Here is a 20,645-nt window from a genome sequence, read left to right on the forward strand (position 1 = left end):
TCGTCCGTTGCCGCTTTTATCCACCAGAGCATCAGCGTTCCATAGTGCGCTTACAAAAAAATAGGGTTAAGTCGTATAAGATTCTTCGGAAGAGAACCATTTCCTCGTGACCGCTCGCATGACCGCAGATTCCTCGCGCCGTGAAATCGTCCCGTCCACAAATCGTGGAGACCCGCCTGACTTCTCACAGATGGAGTCAAAGCAGTTTGAGGAGCTAACTCGCGCAGTCTTGGCACTCGAGCCAGATGTCAAAACTGCCGAGATGTTTCACGACGATGGCGAAAAGCAGTTCGGCGCGGACTCATATGGTGACCTACGAGGCGAGTTCGCCATAGTCGTGGCCTCTTCAAAATGCTACGGACATGTGATTCCGAGCGAAATCAAAGAGTGGTCTGACGATTTTTTGAAGTATTACGAATCGTTTTGGAAACAGCGGAATGTCCGCCGCTTCATCCTCGCGGTCGCAGCGCCGGTTCACAGGCGTGCGACGGCAGACGCGGTCTTCGAGCAGAAGCAGATTTTCCACGAACGTGGAATGGAATACGAGGTTTGGGGGCCACGCCAATTCCAAGACAAGCTCAGATTTCAGCGGGCCATCGTTGGTCAATATATTGGCAACTATTGGGCTAACGTTATCTGTGGCGATGTTCCGGCAGGCGCGCATGCGATTGCTTCTGACCAAAGCGTCCTTTTGGAGATGCTCACGACAACCGTGGCGCCGCTCGTCACTGCATTGAGCACCGAAGTCGACAGCAAACTGGATGCGTTGAAGGCTCGACTGCGCGAAGAGAATCCAAGCAGCATCGTCGTGGAGCTGGAAAAGACAAGAAATGGCGAAGCTTGGTCGCGGCTTCCCGCGCCCGTCAAAAGTAAGTGTCTGCGGTATCTAGCATCTGCAAAACTTCAAGAGGGAAATATCAGCGCGGCGACGGAGTTTGCGGACCAAGCCGATGCTTTCTCCGCAGACGGAGCTCTAGGCTTCAGAGCACTTTTGACGGCCCACCAAGGCGACCACGACAGAGCGCTGCAGCTTCTCGAAAACACATCTGAGCCTAACGCGCTGGAGGTTAAAACGGCGTTGCTTCTCCAAGCTGGGCGTCTGGATGACGCCGAATCCATCTTGGATAGGTTGCCTCTCGTCGACGGCGTGCCGACTATCGAAGTGTGCAGGTTACGTGCGTATTTGCTTCTATTCCGAGGCAAGCGTCATGCAGCACTCGCCGAGATACGCCGAGCCGAATCGCGCGCACCTCGTTGGTTCATTGTTAAGCGGGCTGGCGCGGTCATCCGCTACGCGAACGCTTTATCGAAGGTCGTTGGAGAGGAACACTTCGCCAATCCTTCGCCTATCGCGGCAGAACTTGTTCGCCAAGATGACGCGAGTCAAGCGCTTCTCGACGAAGCATTGACGACGTTCGCCAGTCTCGCCGCTGAGCCCGGAAAGCCGCTCGGAGGCTCCTACGATGAACTATGGGCACTGGCGTGCGAATGCAACCTTGTCGACGGCCTGTCCGCGGCACAAACACGCTGCGACCGCCTTTTGGACGCCGACCCGGCAAGCCCTGAAGTCATAAGTTGGGCTCTCACGCGAGGCCTTAAATTCGACCGTTCACGAAGTCGCGAGGCACTCCGCGCTTTCGTGGAAGGGGATGACAAAGATGCAAATCACGTTCTGGCCTACAGCTGGCTTCTGACGCTCGACTCAAATGATGTTGGCGCGAAGGATGTATTGCTCCAGAACGAGGCGCTCTTCACGAGTGTCGCACAACGCGCCGCGTACGAGGCCCGTGTAGGATTTTTAGAACCGCCGTCGGGAGAATCAATCTCGGCGCCAACTCCAGACAAAGATGGTTTGGAGCGGCGCATCTTCGCAATGGTCAGTGACGTTTCTGACAGCTTCGCCTGGACAGACCTTGAGTCGCTGTTCGCAAGTCTGGCCGCTAGAGATAACTGCTCAGTCGCGTTGCTTGCTGCCGCGTCTCGTCTCGCTGCCGCCGGCCGCTGGGCGTTTCTCGGTCGTTACGTCGAGCTGCTCACCAAGTTTGAGACGGCATCAGCCATCGAGATGGCTGCACACGCCGCTTTCAATTCCGGAAATGCGGCCCGCGCGCTACAGGTACTACAGAAGAATCAGACCTCTTTCCCACATGGCAAATTTCCTCGAAATCTTGCTGTCATTGAGGCTCACTCTCTCGCAGACCAAGGAGAGCACCGAAAGGCACTTAAGGCAGCGCAAGCGTTGTCTTCCGAATTCGACGGGTTCCGCGAGCGTATGTTGCCCGCAAACATTCGGCTGCAAATCGGCGACATCCGTGGCGCCATTCCTACCATTCGCGACGAGTTATCGAAGAAAGACCTATCCGCAGGTGACGCGCTTCGCTGGTCACGCTTTGTGGCATTGGAAGACCAAGACTTGGCCCGCAAACTGGTGAAGCATGCAGAAGAGAGCGGCTTGTCCGAAGAATTCGCAGTCGAGGCGCACATGCAAGCAACTCGACTTGGAATGGACAAAGAGGCCGTCGTCTTCCAGTCAACTATCGCCACGCTGATGAGCAGGTCAAGCGATGGGCCGTTCAAGATGATGAACTTTGAAGAGTTTCGAGAATTCCAAGCGGCCCGAGTTCAAGCACGGTTCAACGTGTGGAATCTCTATCTTGACGGCGCAATTCCGTTTCATGTCGCGGCGCAGCCAGCCGATATTGATTTCAGTGTGCGGTATTACATTGGGCACGAAACATCAACTGATACGAATGAGTGGCTGCCGTTGATGATTCGGAATGGCGCTCGGGATTTTGATTTTGACACTGGGATAGCGCTCAAGGACTGGCGCTTGTACATTGACGTCTCGACTTTGCTACTGGCGAAGCAGCTCGGAGTGTTGGAAACAATCGAATCTGTTGTCGCTGCGGTAATTGTGCCGGCATGTTTGCCAAGCCAGCTCGTAACCTTCGGCGACTCGCTGGAACATCCTCAGCCAAAGCGTCTCGAAATCGAACGTGCCATCGTCGAAGCATTCAAGACGGGAGCTATCCGCGTTTGGTCACAGTCACGACACACTGGCACCTATTTGTTGCCTTCCGAAAGCGACGACGCCGACATGTGGATGGTCGTTGCGGATGAAACGGAGCCCGTGCCAAACGGACTTCATCGGGCCACGGTCGCGTGCGTGCTGGAGGGACTTCGCCGAGCTGGCCGAATAGATGCAACTCAATTTCAAAATGCCGTCTCGGACTTGAGTCCGGTGAGTGCCGACCTAACCATTCCACCGGTTGGCGCTCGGTTGTGCTTCAACGAAGGCACGCTTGCTACTCTCACATTCAGATGTTCGCTGCAGGCGATTCTGGATACCTTCGCGGTGTTCGTCGACAGCGACTTTGCAGCTGTAATGACACAAACCTTCCGCGCCTCACGCCAGAGGCAGGAAGTGCTGCAGGTAGTGAATGAACTCCGTACTCACGTTGTAAATCAACTCCTTGGCGACAAATACCAGACGGCGAGGCGACGCACTTTACGCGCGGAAGCCGATGCGACGACTGGCTATCCTGTGCAGACTCAAGGTTTGCTTGAGTTACTCCGGTGCGAGCCTGACGCCAACGCAGTGTTTTCCTGCGATGACAGGTATATAACGGGTTATCCACGTTTTGGTACAGCCCCCGTAGTCGGTATATACGAACTTCTGCGTGCGCTCAGGAAGTCGCGAGCGCTGTCGGACGCAGACTATTTCATGAAGCTCCTACACCTCAGAAGTGCGAACGCAATGTTTCTGCCAGTCGCGGCCGAAGAGGTTCTGTTCCATCTCAGACAGGCAGCCATCGTCGATGGGGAAGTGGTGGAAACACACTCGCTTTCAGTTCTTAGACGCTATCTAGCTCGAGCGACGCTCCAAGAGCGCCGCTTGAAAATCGGCGCTTTTCCAGCCACCAACACTGACCGACCGGATGAAATCCACGTTTTCATTGCAACTCGTCGTCTGACGGACGAGTGCCTGACAATGGTATGGACGAAGAAAGCGCATACAGACGAACAGTGCGTTGCATGGGCAACCTGGATTTGGTCCGAGCTCCGAATGGAGAGACCACTGGGAGAGCATCCTTCGATAAGGAAGGACCAAGATTCGTTGGCAACTTTCGCCGCAGTGACGTTCAGTGCCGCCTTGAGTGCCATCATACAGCTCGCCATTGGACATTCAGAGTCTCGGAAGGAGGCGTATTCAAAGTGGCTCAACGACCGTGTCATCAAGAACAGATTTCACAACGACCAAGTGTTGGCAAGCCATCTCGTCCGCCAATTCGCGATGCTGCTGGACGGCCTCCTTGCTCCAGATATACCGCCTAAAGACAAGCAAGTATCAGACGACATAATTGCTGCCTACTTGCGAGATGGCCTTGAGCTTGTACCCGAAGAACTCCGCGACCGATTGCTAGGTGAGTCCAGCCTGCGGCGGGCTCTAATGACCAAAATCGTGAAGGTCACTCACATCGGTGACATCCAACTGCTTCAGAGCCGCTTCATTCCGGCAGTTTCCCGCGCCATTCGGCAGGGAAAATCGCAGTCTAAGGCATACGATTCGACCGACATGGTCACGTTCCAACCGATGGAGCCTCCCGGAGCTATCGCCATTGAATTCAACGGCAGGAAAGCCCAAATCAACGACCCCGCGTTTGTCATATTCGCGTGCGATGACGAAGGCGAACTTCGCTCGTTTCTGAATCAACACCTCGCGTGGTTTGACCGTGCTCCTGCTGAATCCGCCAAAGCGATGGAAGCGATTGTCGAACTGAAATCCGGCGTGAAGCGATACGAAGCGCTTGATGAAATCAGGAAACGAAGCCTCCCATTCTGCTATAACGATATTGAGGAGCAACTCAACGAGCACCATAGTGTTCCCCTCACGAAATGCATCCCGCCGGAGTCGAGTCAGGTCTTCAGACATTTGAGACTCAAAGCTCAAAGCACAACGTTTTCGTTGCGATGGGCCGAGGCCGCCGAGGCGTTGCTGCACGAATATGGTCTTGAAGAGACCTTCCTTCGATTGGCCTGCCTGCCGGTGCCGTTGCCGCAGGTCTTTATCGAACGCTTTGCATCTAGCTCGCCGGAAATTCAGCACTCTGCCTATGCAGCATTTGCCGAACTGGGTGCTCGGTCACCTCTGCACTTCCTTCACGCATTTTCATTGCTAAAGATACAGAACTTGCCTTCGGGAGTCCGAGCGCTGGGCTCACGTATGGCTACGGACGTTCTGTCCCGCTGGGACGGTTTGGCAAACGCAATGGGCCCGCTGCTGATGTGGTCAGAAATCCGCGCTCATGAGATGCAGGAATGGCGAAGCAGGTCAGTCGAAGAGCAGTTGGTAACGACTTGGTACCACGCAGCGCGATTGATGTGCATCCTTAATCGCAATCTCGACATGGAAACGCAGATTCCTAAAGCCTTTGGCAAACTGCGCAGCTCCATGTCATCGGATGCTGCGTTTGGCGGGCTAACGCGGTCTTTAGATTGTGCATCTCCCAACAATTATGTTGGAGTAGTGTTGTTCTACGGCGGCATGAACTACGCGCTGCAAGGGGCAAACGCTGGCTCGTTACAGCCTCCGGAACTGCTGGACCAAGCGATTGCGTTGACCCGAGTCGACAATCGCGTCAACCCATGGCTCATTGCATCGCGAGAGTTGTCGCCGAATTGCCTCGACTCTTTCCTGCAGGTCCACTCGGCGACACGTGCGGCATCGCCTTTATTGCCGGCGACCATCTCAGAAGACTTCGAGCAAGAACTTATTAAAGGCTTTGAGTCCTCGCCAGAGAATCCGATGCTTTGGGTTCACCTGTACACACTAACGCGCATGGGCTTGCGCGCCGCCACCCGTCAGCGTTTCGTCGAGATTGTTGCGGGCGCAAATCTAATTCAGCTTGCTGCAGTGCAGACGGAGGCTCTCATTGCTTGGCGCTGCTTTGCTGGATGCGTAAAACTACTTGGTGAATGTGAGACACAAACGAGCTTCAGGTCTCAAGTGTTCGAGCTCGCGAAGAATCTCAGTGACCGATATGAAGAGGATAAGACATCAATCGTTATTGACGGGGAAGACGAACGCGCCAAGAGACTCAACGAGTTGCTCGAAGCGTGCATCACCTTCAGCCGGAGCGATGACGTTGCTCTTGCTTACAGCAACGTAGCCGAGCTCTTCTCGCAGGTCGCTGCTGCATGGAAGCCGGCAAAGACGGCGATTCGCAGAACGCTAGAGTCCATATATGAAGAGTCGCGAATAAGCGACAACAGCGCCGTGTGGAACGCACAGATTCGCTTGCGAGCTCAGACTTGAACCGCTTGCCAATCTGACGTACGCCACCCACTAATTTACCTTCTCGGCATCTGCAGTGCGTTGAGCGCGTCTCGAACTGTCTGGAGCTCTTCGGTTGCAGCGGCAAGACATGCCTGTTCTCGCGCAGAAGCGAGTTGGGCCACGCAAAAAAGATTCGGGGAAGCCGACAAGGGGACGGAAAAACGCGAAAGTGGTGTCATTCGTCTGCCACTTTCGCGCTCAGAGGGGTCACGCGACCGTCTACAAACCGGTTTGGACTGAAAGCGTTTACGCCATTCAATCAAGCACTTGGGCGTCGAAACTCATCGAAACCGGGGCGAATCGTTTACGGCGAAAACGTTTCTAATTCCAATTACCACCAGTCGCTTCCGCGAAAAAACTTACTCCACCGTCACCGACTTCGCGAGGTTGCGCGGCTTGTCGACGTCGGTGCCGCGCGCGCACGCCGTGTGGTACGCGAGCATTTGCAGCGGCACGGTATGCAGGATCGGCGAAAGCAGCCCGTAGTTTTCCGGCATGCGGATCACGTGGATACCGTCCTCGCTCGTGATGTGCGTGTCGGCGTCGGCGAACACGTAAAGCTGGCCGCCGCGTGCGCGCACTTCCTGCATGTTCGACTTGAGCTTTTCGAGCAGCGCGTCGTTCGGCGCGACCGTGACCACGGGCATCGCTTCCGTCACGAGCGCGAGCGGTCCGTGCTTGAGTTCGCCCGCCGGATACGCCTCGGCGTGGATGTACGAGATTTCCTTGAGCTTGAGCGCGCCTTCGAGCGCGATCGGATAGTGCAGCCCGCGGCCGAGGAACAGCGCGTTTTCCTTGCGCGCGAACTCTTCCGACCACGCGATGATCTGCGGCTCCAGCGCGAGCACGCCGTTGAGCGCGGCCGGCAAATGGCGCAGCAGCTTCAGGTACGCGGCGTCCTGCTCGGCGCTCACATGGCCGCGCAGCTTGCCGAGCGTGACCGCGAGAATGAACAGGCCGACGAGCTGCGTGGTGAACGCCTTGGTCGACGCCACGCCGATCTCGCGCCCCGCGTGCGTGAGGAACGTGAGTTCGGTGAGGCGCACCATCGCGCTCGTGCCCACGTTGCAGACCGCGAGCGTGTGCGTCATGCCGAGCGACTGCGCGTGCTTGAGCGCCGCGAGCGTGTCCGCCGTTTCGCCCGACTGCGAGATGGTGAGGACGAGCGCGCGCCGATTCGGCACCGACTCGCGATAGCGATACTCGCTCGCGATTTCCACTTCGGTGCGGATCTTCGCGACCGATTCGAGCCAGTATTTCGCCGTGAGGCCCGCGTAGTAGCTCGTGCCGCACGCGAGAATCAGGATGCTGTCGATGTCCTTGAACACCGCGCCCGCGTTGTCGCCGAAGAGGCTGGCGTCGAACGCGTCGGCGGCCGGAATCGTGTCCGAGATCGCGCGCGGTTGCTCGAAGATTTCCTTTTGCATGTAATGCCGATACGGGCCGAGATCGACCGCGCCGCCGTACGCCTGCACGTCGCGCGCTTCGCGTGCGACGAGATTGCCGGCGCGGTCGGCGATGCGCACGCCGTCGAGCGTGATCTCGCAGACGTCGCCTTCTTCCAGATAGCTGATGCGCCCGGCGCTGCCCGCGATCGCGAGCGCGTCGGAGGCGATGAAGTTCTCGCGATTGCCGTAGCCCACCACGAGCGGCGAGCCGGCGCGCGCGCCCACCACCGTGTGCGGCTGCGCCTTGTGTACCACGCCTATCGCATAGGCGCCCGCGAGCTGCTGCACGGCCGCGCGCACGGCCGCGAACAGATCGCCTTCGTAAAGGCTGTGGATCAGGTGCGCGATGACTTCGGTGTCGGTTTGCGACACGAACTCGTAGCCCTTGGCCTTGAGCATCTCGCGCAGCGACTCGTAGTTTTCGATGATGCCGTTGTGGACGATCGCGAGCGCGTCGCGCGACGAGATCGGGTGCGCGTTATTGACCGTGGGCGCGCCGTGCGTGGCCCAGCGCGTATGCGCGATGCCGGTCACGCCTTCGAAGCGCGCCTCGCGCACCTGGTCGTCCAGCTCGGCCACGCGCGCGACGCTGCGCACGCGCTGCGGGCCGTCGCTCGTCACGACGGCCACGCCGCACGAGTCGTAGCCCCGATATTCGAGGCGCCGCAATCCTTCGATGAGAATGGGAACGATGTTACGTTGCGCAACCGCGCCGACGATGCCGCACATGGAGTCGATCCTTTGCAATGAGAGGCCGGGCGCCGCGCCCGCCGTTCACGAAGCGCGACGCCGAAATACCGCGTTTATTTCTTCTGCTTGACCGGACGAACGTAGCCGGACTTCGCAAGCTGGCGCTTTTCGTTGAGCGCGAGGGTGCCTTCCGGCACGTCTTTCCAGACCGTCGTGCCCGCCGCGATCGTGACGTTGCGGCCCACGCGCACCGGCGCGACGAGTTGCGTGTCCGAGCCGACGAACACGTTGTCCTCGATGACGGTGCGATGCTTGTTCGCGCCGTCGTAATTACACGTGATGGTGCCCGCGCCGATGTTCACGCCCGCGCCCACGTCGGCGTCGCCCACGTAGCTCAGGTGGTTCGCCTTCGAGCCCGCGCCGATGTTCGCGTTCTTCACTTCGACGAAATTGCCCACGTGTACGCCGTTCGCGAGCGCCGCGCCGGGACGCAGGCGCGCGTACGGGCCGAGCACCGCGTTTTCGCCGACCGTCGCGCCTTCGACGTGCGTGAAGGCGTCCACGCGCGTGCCCGCGCCGATGCGCGCGGCGCGAATCACGCAATTCGGGCCGACGTGGACGTTGTCGCCAAGCGTCACTTCGCCTTCGAACACGCAATTGACGTCGATGAACACGTCGCGCCCGCAGGCGAGCGTGCCGCGCACGTCGATGCGCGCCGGGTCCGCGAGCGTCGCGCCCGCGACCAGCAGCGCCTCGGCCACGTTGCGCTGATGCACGCGCTCGAGTTCGGCGAGCTGCGGCTTGCTGTTCACGCCAAGCGTTTCCCATGCGGCGTCGGGCTGCGCCGTCACGACCGCGTGGCCGGCGGCGATGGCGGCTTCCACCACGTCGGTGAGGTAATACTCGCCCTGCGCGTTGTCGTTCCTGAGCGCCGCGAGCCAGCCCGCGAGCGGCGCCGTCGGCGTGACGACGATGCCCGTATTGATTTCGGCGATTTCGCGCTCGGCCTCGCTCGCGTCCTTCTGCTCGACGATGCGCACGACCTGGCCCGCCGCGTCGCGCACGATGCGGCCGTAGCCGCTCGGGTCGTCGAGCGTGACGGTGAGAATGCCGTAGCGGTGTGCGCCCGCCGCGTCGGTCAGGCGCTTGAGCGTGGACGCCCGCGTGAGCGGCACGTCGCCGTACAGCACCAGCGTGGGCACGCTCGTGTCGAGCAGCGGCAGCGCCTGCGCGAGCGCGTGGCCCGTGCCGAGCTGCTGCGCCTGCACCGCGAACTGCACGTCGGGCGCGCCGACGGCTTCGCGCACGGCCTCGCCGCCATGCCCCGTCACCACCACGAGGCGCGTGGGCGCCAGCGTGCGGGCGGTGTCGATCACATGGGAAAGGAGCGGTTTGCCGGCGAGCGGATGGAGGACTTTCGGCAGCGCGGAATGCATGCGTTTGCCCATGCCGGCCGCGAGAATCACGACGTTCATTGCATCGGTGATGAGAGAGAAGGAAGCGGACGATTCTAGCATGGGGGTATCCCCCAAACACCGCGTGGGCGGGCCTTCGCGCCCCGTTTCATGCGCGTTGACAACGCCCGCACGCGCCGCTGGCAGCGCGCTCCGACAACCGCGTCGGCGCCGGTGCCGGAGCGGCTCGGCGCCGGCGCCGGATCACCGCCGCGCCGACCTGCCGGCGGTGGCGCGGCTCACAGCTCGTCGAGCGGCGTGAACTTCAGCGTCGCGCCTTGCGCGCCTTCGCCCGGCGCCGGATCGGCGGAGCACGGTTCCTCGTCGAACGCGATGTCGCCGGCCGGATCGGCCACGCCCGTCGCGCGCAAATTCGTGAAGTTGAACAGCCCCGCGTCCATCAGATGCGAAGGCACGACGTTGCCGAGCGCGTTGAACATGTTGTCGACGCGGCCGGGGAAACGCTTGTCCCATTCGCGGATCAGCGCCTTCATTTCCGCGCGCTTGAGGTTCGGCTGGCTGCCGCAGAGATTGCACGGAATGATCGGGAATTCGCGCAGCTCCGCGTACTTTTCCAGATCGGTTTCCTTCACGTAGGCGAGCGGCCGGATCACGACGTTCCTGCCGTCGTCCGATTGCAGCTTGGGCGGCATGCCCTTCAGCTTGCCGCCGTAAAAGAGATTCAGCAGCAGCGTTTGCAGGATGTCGTCGCGATGATGGCCGAGCGCGATCTTGGTCGCGCCCAGCTCGCCCGCCACGCGGTACAGAACGCCGCGGCGCAGGCGCGAGCACAGCGAGCAGGTGGTCTTGCCCTCGGGCACGAGGCGCTTGACGATGCTGTACGTGTCCTGATTTTCGATGTGGAACGGAATCTCCAGCTTGCCCAGATACTCGGGCAGCACGTGCTCGGGAAAGCCGGGCTGCTTCTGGTCGAGATTCACGGCCACGATGTCGAAGTGGATCGGCGCGCGCTCGCGCAGGCGCAACAGCACGTCGAGCATCGCGTAGCTATCCTTGCCTCCCGACAGGCAGACCATCACCTTGTCGCCGTCCTCGATCATGTTGTAGTCGCCGATCGCCTGGCCGACCTGACGCACGATGCGCTTGAACAGCTTGTTGTTCTCGTAGGCTTCCTTCTGCTCGCGGCGCGTGAGCGCGCGGCGGCTGGTTTCCTCGGGCGCGCCTTCGCTGGCTTCGCCGTGCGCGTCGCGGGCGTTCTCGCCGACGGGCAGCGTTTCGGGGGCGTTCATGAATCAGTCCTCTTTGATGCGAAAGACTTCGACGCCCACCGCGTCGCAGTCCGGATAAACGTCGGGTTTTTCGGTCGAAACGCGCACCGCGCGCACCTGTTGATGCGACAGCAGCGCCGCCGCGAGGTCGTCGCAGAGCGTTTCCTGCAAATGGATATGGCCCTTGCCCACGCGTTCGGCTACGGTCGCGCGCATGAAGTCGTAATCGACGACCTCGCGCAACTTGTCCTCGTGCGGCGTGGTCGAGGCAAGCGGCACGAACAGCTCGACGTTGATGACGACGCGCTGCTCGCCGCGCTTCTCGAAATCATGCACGCCGATGTTGATGTGTACCTCGTAGTTGCGCAGGAAAAGCCGGCGGCAATCGGCAAGCCGGGGATGAAGTAAAGCGGCGGACATGTGCGTTCCAGTCGATAAAAGCGTGCGTTTGCGTCGCACGTGGGCGGGCGCGGCGCGCCCTCTCGTGTTCGGCCGGCGTGGCCGGCCGGTCGGCGAAACCGCTCGTGCGCGGCGGCTCGCTTCGTTTCCCGGCGCCCGCCGCGCCGCTTCGGAGCGTTGGCGACGGCGAACCGCTTAATGCATTTAGTTGCAAATATAGCCGTGCAACCTCGGCGGATTGCTAACCGCGCGGCGCGTCAGGCGGCGCCGCCCGTCAAAAACATCACGTCGCGCGGCAACGGCACGAGATGCTGCCCGCCGTCCACCACGAGCGTCGTGCCCGTCACGCCCGCCGCGCGCGCGAGATACAGCGCCGCATCGACGAGATCGCCGGGCCGCGACGCGCGCTTGAGCGGCGTGACGCGATGCGCGGCGGCAAAGCTCTCCGGCGTCTGGTCGCCCGACTGCAACGTGAGGCCGGGCGCGAGCCCCACCACGCGCACCTTCGGTGCGAGCGCCTGCGCCAGCGCGACGGTCGCGTTGGCAAGCGCGGCCTTGGTGAGCGTGTACGACAGATAGTCGGGATTCATGTTGTACAGCTTTTGATCCAGCACGTTGATGACGCAACTGCGCAGCGTCTCGTCGTGTTCGGCCGCCTCGGGCGTGGCCTCGAACAGCGTGCGCGCCAGCACGAGCGGTGCGCCCACGTTGATCGCCATCAGATCGAGCAGCTTCGCGTAGCCGACGTCGCGCGCCGTGTCCTCGTCGAAGCGCGAGGCGTTGTTGAGCACGCACACGGGCCGGCCGAGCGCCGCGGCGCAGTCGGGCACGAGGCGCGCCACTTCGGCTTCGTCGGCGAGATCGGCGTGCAGCGCCACGGCGCGGCGGCCCATCGCGGCAATTTGCGCGACGACTTCCCCGGCGCCCTCGCGCGATTCGCCGTAATGCACCGCGACGTCCCAGCCGCGCGCCGCGAAGCCCAGCGACAACTCGCGGCCGATGCGGCGTCCGCCGCCCGTCACCAGCACCACGGGCGCGCGGCCGGATAAATCGGGGCGCGATCCATCGTCATGCGCCGACGCATCGGCGTCGGCCGGGCGGATCACCGAAGTTGCGCTCATTTACAATGCCGGGATGAATCCGAAAGCTCACGAACCCGCTAGTTTACCTGTTCCCGAGCCGATCGCGCTCGCGCAGTCCGAGGCGCTCGCGGCCACGCTGCGCGCCGAAATCGCCGCGGCGGGCGGCTGGCTGCCGTTCGACCGCTACATGGAGCGCGCGCTGTACGCGCCCAAGCTCGGCTATTACGGCGGCGGCGCGCGCAAGTTCGGCCTGTTCGCCGACGACGGCAGCGACTTCGTCACCGCGCCCGAGCTCTCGCCGCTCTTTGCCGCGACACTCGCGCGCGCCGTGGCGCAAGCGCTCGCGGCAAGCGGCACGCATCGGCTGATGGAATTCGGCGCGGGCACCGGGCGGCTCGCGGCCGGCGTGATGCTCGCGCTCGACGCGGCGGGCGTGGCGTTCGACGCCTATGCGATCGTCGATCTTTCGGGCGAACTGCGCGAACGCCAGCGCGAAACCATCGCGGCGCTCGCGCCCGCGCTGCTGGACCGGGTGACGTGGCTCGACGCCCTGCCCGCAACGTTCGAGGGCGTGGTGATCGGCAACGAAGTGCTCGACGCCATGCCGGTGCGCCTTTTCGCGCGCAAGGACGCGGTGTGGTTCGAGCGCGGCGTGAGCGTGAACGACGAGGGCGCGCTCGCTTTCGCGGACCGGCCGGCGCAATCGGGCCTCGACGCCAGCTGGCACGGCGGCGGCCCGCACGGCGCGCTCGCGAACATCGAAGGCAGCGAGGATTACGTGACGGAAACGCACGAGGCCGCGCTCGCGTTCACGCGCACCGTTTGCGCGATGCTCGCGCGCGGCGTGGCGTTGTTTATCGACTACGGTTTTCCGCGCCACGAGTATTACCACCCGCAGCGCACGCAAGGCACGCTGATGTGCCACTATCGCCACCGGGCGCACGGCGATCCGTTTCTTTATCCCGGCTTGCAGGACATCACGGCGCACGTGGAATTCACCGGTATCGCCGAAGCGGGCGTGGAAGCGGGCGCGGACCTGCTCGGCTACACCTCGCAGGCGCGCTTCCTGATGAACGCGGGCATTACCGAAGTGCTCGGCGAGATCGATCCGCGCGACGCGCAGCGGTTCTTGCCGGCCGCGAACGCCGTGCAAAAACTGGTTTCCGAAGCGGAAATGGGCGAGCTGTTCAAGGTGATCGCGTTTTCGCGCGGCATCGACACGAGCGGTGCGACGCTCGCGGCGTTCGCGCGCGGCGACCGCAGCCATACTTTGTAATGCGCGGTGTAATGCGCGTCGTAACGCGCGAAAACCCGCGAAAGCGCGCATGAAAGCGCAAGACTCACGCAACGACAACCCTTAAGCCGCCGACATGATCCGCTGGTTTCTCACCACCTTCATCGCCGTGGCGATTCTTTCGGGCGCGCAGCCGTGGCTGAAGAAGCTCGGCATCGGCAGGATGCCCGGCGACATCACCTTGCGGATCTTCGGCCGCGAATATCCGCTGCCTTTCATGTCGACGCTGGTTCTCTCGATGGCGCTCTCGTTTCTCGTGCGCGTGCTTTAACGGGCACTCCCACGGCGCTTCAGTTTCGCCTCGACTTCGCGTCAACGTCGCCTTCGATTACCGTTCGCTTCGGCCGCGCCGCGCCGTGCGTCAAGGTCGAGCCTCGGCCGCCAGCGCCGCTTCCACCGCTTCGATGCGCGCCTGATGCACGGCTTCCTTGATCTTTCCGGTCGCGCCCTTCGGATGCGCCTGCGCAATGCCTTGCGCAATCGCGCCCGCATCCACGCCGCGCGCCGCCACGAGCGCCACGCGCAAACGCTCGGCTTGCGGATACGGCGCGTGCTCCCAGTTCAGGCGTCCGCGCAGATCGCACTCGCATGCCTGTAGCGCCTCGGCGAAACGCGCCGGTTTGCGCAGCGCGTCGCAGCGTTCGAACATGCGCACGAGCGACGCCGCATTCATGTCCATCACGCGATGCACGTTGCCATGCTCGCGCGCGACCAGCAGCGCGAGGTCGCGGCATTCGTTGGGCACGCGCAGCCGGTCGCAAAGCGGCTTGATGAGATCGACGCTGCGCCCCTCATGGCCGATATGGCGCGGCAGCACGTCCTCGGGCGTGGTCGCCTTGCCGAGGTCGTGCGTGAGCGCCGCGAAGCGCACCGGCAGCGCATAGCCTTGCGCGGCCGCGTGGTCGATCACCATCATCACGTGTACGCCGGTGTCGACTTCCGGATGATAGTCGGCGCGCTGCGGCACGCCCCAGAGCGCGTCGACTTCGGGCAGCACGCGCGCGAGCGCGCCGCACTCGCGCAGCACCGCGAACATGCGCGACGGCTTCGCCTCCATGAGACCGCGCGCGAGTTCCTGCCACACGCGCTCCGGCACGAGCGCATCCGCTTCGCCCGAATTCACCATCTCGCGCATGAGGGCGAGCGTTTCGGGCGCGACGGTGAAATCGGCGAAACGGGCGGCGAACCGCGCGATGCGCAGGATGCGCACCGGGTCTTCGAGAAACGCCTCGCTCACATGGCGGAACACGCGGTCCCGCAAATCGCGCGCGCCGCCGAACGGATCGACCACGGGCCCGGTCAGCACGCCGCCCGGCTGGACTTCGCGCGCCATCGCGTTGATCGTGAGGTCGCGGCGCGCCAGGTCTTGTTCCAGCGTCACGTCGGGCGCGTAGAAAAACTGGAAGCCGTGATAACCGGCGGCCGTCTTGCGCTCGGTGCGCGCAAGCGCGTATTCCTCGTGCGTCTCGGGATGCAGGAAGACGGGAAAGTCCTTGCCGACGGGCCGATAACCCTGCGCCGCCATTTGCTCCGGCGTCGCGCCGACCACGACGTAATCGCGGTCGCGCACGGGCAGGCCGAGCATTTCGTCGCGGATCGCGCCGCCTACGACATAGATCTTCATCAGTCGTCGCGCTCGTCGTGGGCCACGACATGGGTTTCGCGCCGCGCGGCCTCGATCCATTCGGCCAGCGCGGGCAGCGCGCGCAGGCGCTCGCAGTAGGCCGCGGCGGGCGCCGAAAGCGCCGGCTGATAGCTCGCGAAGCGCATGGCCACGGGCGCGTACATGGCGTCGGCAATGCCGAATTCGCCGAACAGGAACGGGCCGCCGCTTTCGGCGAGGCAGGCGCACCAGATCGCGTCGATGCGCGCGACGTCGGCGAGCGCGGCCGGCGTCGCGCCCGCGCCCGGCTTCACCTTGCGGATGTTCATCGGCATGTCGTTGCGCAACGCGCCGAAGCCCGCGTGCATTTCGGCGCTCACGCTGCGGGCGCGGGCGCGCGCCTTCGCGTCGCGCGGCCAGAACGCGTGCTGGGGAAAGCGCTCGGCCAGCGTTTCGACGATCGCGAGCGAATCCCACACGGCAAGACCTTCGTCGTCGATCAGGCACGGCACCTTGCCCGACGCCGAAAACGCCAGAATGGACGCCTTCGTCGCGGGTTCGTCGAGTTCGATCAGCACCTCCTCGAACGCAATGCCGAAGTGCTTGAGCAGCAGCCACGGACGCAGCGACCACGACGAATAGTTCTTGTCTGCAATGACGAGCTTCATGCCTGGAAAGACCGTAAAGAATGGGGGCGGCGCGCCGCCGGAACGCCGCGTGAATAACGGCGCAACTACCGCACGCTACCGCCCCGCGCTCGCGCGAAAAAGGTTCAGGCGCGAGCGCAGCGAGGCGTTGGCGAGATAAAGCGGCGCGATGGTTTCGATGCTGGCGGGATCGAGATCCAGCTCGGGCGCAAGCGGCCCGCTGAGCACGCTGTCCACTTTCATCGAATCGAGATTATCGCGCGTGATGACGGGCTCGCCGGGCGCCATTTCGAACGAGAGCGCCTGCAAGCGCGCGAAGGCGTCGGGCAGACGCACGATGCGCGCGCGGCGGCCGATCGCTTCGCCGCAATACTGGAGCAGTTGTTCGAGCGTGTAGACGCTCGGGCCGCCCAGCTCGTAGGTGCGCCCGCTCGCGGCGTCGAGATCGAGCACGTTGACGATGGCCTTCGATACGTCGCCGACGAACACGGGCTGAAAGCGCGCGTCCGGCATAGCGAGCGGAATCACCGGAAAGAGCTTTTGCAGCAGCGCGAAACGGTTGAGAAAAGTGTCCTCGGGACCGAAGATCACCGAAGGCCGGAAGATCGTGGACGCGAGCGCCGGCGACGACTGCACGGCTTTCTCGCCGTCGCCCTTCGAGCGCAGATACATGCTCGGCCCGTTCGGGTCGGCGCCGAGCGCGCTCACGTGAACGAGCCGGTGTACGCCCTTGCTCTCGCATGCGGCGACGATCTTCGTCGGCAGGTCGACGTGGAGTTTGGCGAAGCCCGGCCCGTAAGGCCGGCCGTGGCCGCCGTTGAGCGTGCCGACGAGATTGATGACGGCGTCGGCGCCTTCGACGAAGGCGGCGAGCGCGACGGGATCGGACACGTCGGTCTCGATCACGTCGATGGGCAGCATGGTGAGATGGCGCGCGTTGAAGCGGCGGCGCGAGGCGACGCGCACGTTCTTGCCCGCTTCCACGAGCGCGTTGACGAGATGGCTGCCGATGAATCCCGAACCGCCGATGACCGCGATGGCTTGATGCTTCATCTTCGACCTCCCTCATCAGGCTTGGGGAACGCAGAGGCCGCGAGAGGCCCGGCGTGTGAGCCGGACTCGCGCGGCGCGACCCGCGAGAAGCGAGCACGCCGCGCGCCCGGAAGGCGGCACGGCGTGACGTGACGGCGGGCGCTTACGGCGAAATGTAGCCGAGGCGCGCCTTCAGCGATTGCGGACGCCCTTCGAACAGCGCCGCGTAGTAGACCGTGTTCGACAGCACGTTTTTCACGTAATCGCGGGTTTCCTGGAACGGAATGGTTTCCGCGAAGATGGCGCCTTCGACGCCGCCCTGCAACGTGGACCGCCACTGGCGCGGCCGGCCCGGCCCCGCGTTGTAGCCCGCGGTGGCGAGCACGGCGGAACCGTCGAACTGATTGTAGATCATCGACAGATAGTTCGTGCCGAGCAGGATGTTGGTGTCGAGATCGTTGAGCTGGTCGCGCGAGAGCGGGCCCATGCCGATCTTTCTCGCCACCATTTGCGCCGTGGCCGGCATGATCTGCATGAGGCCGCTCGCGCCCACGCCCGACTTCGCGTTGAGAATGAAGCGCGACTCCTGGCGGATCAGGCCATAGGCCCATTCGACGTCGAGTCCATTGGTTTGCGCGTCGCGCTCCACCACGTCGCGAAACGGCGCGAGATAGCGCAGCGAGAAGTCGTGCTCGGTTTGCGTGCGGTCGGCCGTGTTCACCGTGCGGTCGAGCAACTGGATGCGCTTGGCGTATTCGGCCACGGCCAATAGCTGGCGGTCGCTCATGCCGCGCAGCGGCCAGTTCCATTCGCGGTTGCCCTCGAGCCGCAGGTTGAGCGCGTAGAAGCGCTGCGCGAGCGCGAAGCCCGGCGTTTGCGCGACCTGGGCGATTTCGGCGTCGCTGACCGTGGTTTTGGGCGGAATGGTGATCTTCTGGCCGAGTTCTTCCGTGGCGAGCTGGCCATAGAAGTTGAAGCCCTGCGAGATCGACGAAAACTCCTGGTTGGCCTGCGCCGTTTCGCCCGCCCGCTTGAGCGCGCGCGCATGCCAGTAGACCCAGGCCGGCTGGGCGCGCAGCGCCTCGGGCATCTGCTCGATCGACCAGCGCACCATGGTCCAGTCGCCGCCGAGCAGCGCCGCGCGCGTGCGCCACTCGTAAGCCGGGTTCGAAAGCGGCGCGTTCGCCGAAAGCCGATACCAGTCGAGCGCGCCGGGCAGGCGCTTGAGCGCGGCCTGATAACCGATCGTGCCCCAGCCGATCGCGCGTTCGGGCGAACTGAGCTGCGGCGCGACGGCCGCGAACGTGGCCGCCGCCATGGCCGGGTCGTTGCGCGCCATCGCCGTGACCGCGAGCAGCGCGAGCTGATGCGAGGCGGGATCGGCGCTCACGCCTTGCGCGAGCATGAGCGGCGGCGTGCTCACGGCCTGGCTGAACGCCGTGGGATCGGGGCGTTGCGCGAGGCCGTCGAGCAGCTTCGCGCCGGTCGAGGTCTGGTTCTGCTCGTACGCGACGCGGATTTGCGCCCAGACGTCGTCGCTCGAAAACTGGCCTTTGATGGCGAGCGCCGTGATGAGGTCGACGCAGCCGTCGCCGTAATTGCGCGGCTCGACCAGCAGCGCGCGCGCCGCGGCGGCCACGTTCTCGCCGTGCGCCGCGCGCGATTCGAGCGCGTAGCACTTGACCTGCGTGTCGTCGTTGAGCACGAAGCGCGGGTATTGCCGGTCGAAGTTCGCCCAGTCGTGGCGCGCGCCGAGCACGAGCAGATAGTCGTTGCGCAGGCGGTCCGCGATGGCCTGGCCGTCGTAGCGCTGGAGGAACGAGAGCACGGGCGCGTCGGGCGCGTCCACGCGCGCGTGACCCTGCGAGTCGAACAACTGCGGCTTGATCTGGAAGTATTCGAGATACGACGGCGCCGGGTAATCCGGGATCGACGCAGCCAGTTGCGCGGCGCGCGCGGGATCGTTATTGCGCGCGGCTTCGCGAAGCTGGATGAACGTTTGGTCGTCGGGAGTGGGAATCGCGCCTATGGGCAGCGCGACGGGCCGCACGGCGTCCGCCGTGCTGCATGCTACGAGTGCCGCCGCGGAGAGTGCTAGACCGACCAGGCGATATACTCGGACAAGGCGTTTGGACATCGTTATTACGGGAGCGCGAGGTGAACCCAAGCATAGCACGCAACCCTCATACAGAATCCAAAAAGGACTGGCGTGCGAGGCTCCTTCCTCTGCGGATCGCGGCGGCTTCCGATGCCGCTATCGGCGCCGCCCTGACGGTGCGGCTCGAAGCCCTGCTTGCGCAATATTCGGGTCGCGCTTCGCTGCAATTTTCGGCGCAGTTTTCAGCGCAAGATTCAGCGCAAGATTCGGCTCCCCCGCCGTCGCCCTGCATCGGCTTTTACTGGCCGTTGCGCGGCGAATACGACGCGCGCGGCTTGATCGCCGCCTGGCTCGCCGCCGATCCTTCGCGCCGGGCCGCGCTGCCGCACATTCCCGAACGTCATGCGCCGCTCGTGTTCCACGCATGGACGCCCGAGGCGCCCATGCGTGCGGGCCATCACGGCATTCCCGAGCCCGAGTCGCGCGAGGCCGTCATGCCCGACCTGCTGCTCGTGCCGTGCGTGGGCTTCGACCGCGAAGGCTACCGGCTCGGCTACGGCGGCGGCTATTACGACCGCACGCTCGCCGCGTGGCCGGGCGCCGCGCAGCCGGCGACCGTGGGCGTGGCCTACGAAGCCTGCCGGATCGCAGACGGCGTGCTCGCGCGCGAAGCGCACGATTTGCCGCTCGACGCCGTGGTGACGGAAGCGGCCACGCATCTCGCGCCGTCGTCGCGGCTCGCGCGGCCGGCGTAATCAGAGCGAGGCCGCCGCGCGCGCGGCCGTGTCGTAAAGGCCGGAGGCGTTGCGCATCAATTGCGCCGCTTCGCCGATTTGCAGGTTGGTGAGGCCGCTCTCCTTGAGCGTGGCGATCAGGCAGCTTTCGCGCACGTCGCGGTAGCGCAGGCACAGCTCGCGGCCCGCGTCCGTCACCGCGAAAAACACTTCCTTGCCGGTCTTTTCGCTTTTTACATACCCTCTGGAGACGAGCTTCCTGAGCGCGTAGGTGGCTACGTGCGTGTCCTCGATATTGAGCACGAAGCAGATGTCGGCGAGTTTCTTGCGCCGCTCGCGATGGCCCACGTGGTGCAGCAGCGACACCTCGACCGGCGTCATGTCCTTCACGCCCGCCGCCGACATGCAGCGCACCATCCAGCGGTTGAATGCGTTGCCCGCCATGATGAGCGCGTACTCGAACTCGGAAAGCTCGGCGCTCGTTTCGGAGACGAGATGTTCGGACGAAACGATCTTGGTCGGCTGGCGCGACATGGCATATCACCCGTGGTCGTAGGAAGCGCGGAAAGCGGCGTGGCGCAAGTGTACTGTCAGGCGC

At 63.5% G+C, this 20,645-nt stretch carries 14 protein-coding genes; 4 read left to right on the forward strand and 10 right to left on the reverse strand.

All coding sequences use genetic code 11. The features are described 5' to 3' along the window. Positions 1 to 118: 118 nt before the first annotated feature. Complete coding sequence (locus tag U5805_RS18025) at positions 119 to 6,316, forward strand: tetratricopeptide repeat protein (RefSeq protein ID WP_322104854.1); 6,198 nt, start codon at positions 119 to 121, stop codon at positions 6,314 to 6,316. Positions 6,317 to 6,696: 380 nt separating this feature from the next. Here the strand turns inward: U5805_RS18025 and glmS are convergent, their stop codons facing one another. The 5 genes from glmS to U5805_RS18050 form a co-directional block, all read right to left on the reverse strand. Further along, a complete protein-coding gene (glmS, locus tag U5805_RS18030) occupies positions 6,697 to 8,514 on the reverse strand; it encodes a glutamine--fructose-6-phosphate transaminase (isomerizing) (RefSeq protein WP_322104855.1) in 1,818 nt (605 codons plus the stop codon). A gap of 74 nt (positions 8,515 to 8,588) precedes the next feature. Continuing rightward, complete coding sequence (glmU, locus tag U5805_RS18035) at positions 8,589 to 9,950, reverse strand: bifunctional UDP-N-acetylglucosamine diphosphorylase/glucosamine-1-phosphate N-acetyltransferase GlmU (protein WP_322104922.1); 1,362 nt, start codon at positions 9,948 to 9,950, stop codon at positions 8,589 to 8,591. A 218-nt stretch (positions 9,951 to 10,168) separates the two neighbouring features. Continuing rightward, entirely contained in the window at positions 10,169 to 11,179 is a 1,011-nt protein-coding gene (ttcA, locus tag U5805_RS18040) for a tRNA 2-thiocytidine(32) synthetase TtcA (protein ID WP_322104856.1), read from the reverse strand. 3 nt (positions 11,180 to 11,182) lie between these two features. After that, on the reverse strand, positions 11,183 to 11,578 hold the full coding sequence (locus U5805_RS18045; RefSeq protein ID WP_322104857.1) for a dihydroneopterin aldolase: 396 nt from the start codon (positions 11,576 to 11,578) through the stop codon (positions 11,183 to 11,185). Positions 11,579 to 11,814: 236 nt separating this feature from the next. Next, entirely contained in the window at positions 11,815 to 12,678 is an 864-nt protein-coding gene (locus U5805_RS18050) for an SDR family oxidoreductase (RefSeq protein WP_322104858.1), read from the reverse strand. Positions 12,679 to 12,691: 13 nt separating this feature from the next. On the opposite strand from U5805_RS18050, the gene U5805_RS18055 reads away from it, so the two are divergent. Next, positions 12,692 to 13,915 carry a class I SAM-dependent methyltransferase gene (locus U5805_RS18055; RefSeq protein WP_322104859.1) on the forward strand — a complete coding sequence of 408 codons (1,224 nt, stop codon included), beginning with the start codon at positions 12,692 to 12,694 and terminating at the stop codon, positions 13,913 to 13,915. A gap of 94 nt (positions 13,916 to 14,009) precedes the next feature. After that, positions 14,010 to 14,204 carry a DUF2905 domain-containing protein gene (locus U5805_RS18060; protein ID WP_322104860.1) on the forward strand — a complete coding sequence of 65 codons (195 nt, stop codon included), beginning with the start codon at positions 14,010 to 14,012 and terminating at the stop codon, positions 14,202 to 14,204. Between the two features lie 90 nt (positions 14,205 to 14,294). On the opposite strand, the gene U5805_RS18065 is transcribed toward U5805_RS18060, so the two are convergent. The 4 genes from U5805_RS18065 to U5805_RS18080 all read right to left on the reverse strand — a co-directional run bounded on the left by U5805_RS18065 (position 14,295) and on the right by U5805_RS18080 (position 19,352). Then, positions 14,295 to 15,557, reverse strand: coding sequence for a multifunctional CCA addition/repair protein (locus U5805_RS18065; RefSeq protein WP_322104861.1), 1,263 nt, complete (start codon positions 15,555 to 15,557; stop codon positions 14,295 to 14,297). Then, positions 15,557 to 16,204 (reverse strand): glutathione S-transferase family protein, encoded by a 648-nt coding sequence (locus tag U5805_RS18070; protein WP_322104862.1) that lies wholly within the window; start codon positions 16,202 to 16,204, stop codon positions 15,557 to 15,559. Before U5805_RS18070 ends, U5805_RS18065 begins: the two co-directional genes overlap by 1 nt. A gap of 75 nt (positions 16,205 to 16,279) precedes the next feature. Next, positions 16,280 to 17,236: a complex I NDUFA9 subunit family protein gene (locus U5805_RS18075; protein WP_322104863.1), complete on the reverse strand. Its 957-nt coding sequence runs from the start codon at positions 17,234 to 17,236 to the stop codon at positions 16,280 to 16,282. A gap of 142 nt (positions 17,237 to 17,378) precedes the next feature. After that, positions 17,379 to 19,352: a lytic transglycosylase domain-containing protein gene (locus U5805_RS18080; protein WP_322104864.1), complete on the reverse strand. Its 1,974-nt coding sequence runs from the start codon at positions 19,350 to 19,352 to the stop codon at positions 17,379 to 17,381. A 20-nt stretch (positions 19,353 to 19,372) separates the two neighbouring features. Between U5805_RS18080 and U5805_RS18085 the strand changes: the two genes are divergently transcribed. Continuing rightward, positions 19,373 to 20,068 carry a 5-formyltetrahydrofolate cyclo-ligase gene (locus U5805_RS18085; protein WP_322104865.1) on the forward strand — a complete coding sequence of 232 codons (696 nt, stop codon included), beginning with the start codon at positions 19,373 to 19,375 and terminating at the stop codon, positions 20,066 to 20,068. On the opposite strand, the gene U5805_RS18090 is transcribed toward U5805_RS18085, so the two are convergent. Beyond that, positions 20,069 to 20,581, reverse strand: coding sequence for a winged helix DNA-binding protein (locus U5805_RS18090; protein ID WP_322104866.1), 513 nt, complete (start codon positions 20,579 to 20,581; stop codon positions 20,069 to 20,071). Positions 20,582 to 20,645: the final 64 nt, after the last annotated feature.

It is taken from the genome of Paraburkholderia sp. J41 (assembly GCF_905220235.1).
In the GTDB taxonomy this organism is placed as follows: Bacteria; Pseudomonadota; Gammaproteobacteria; order Burkholderiales; family Burkholderiaceae; genus Paraburkholderia.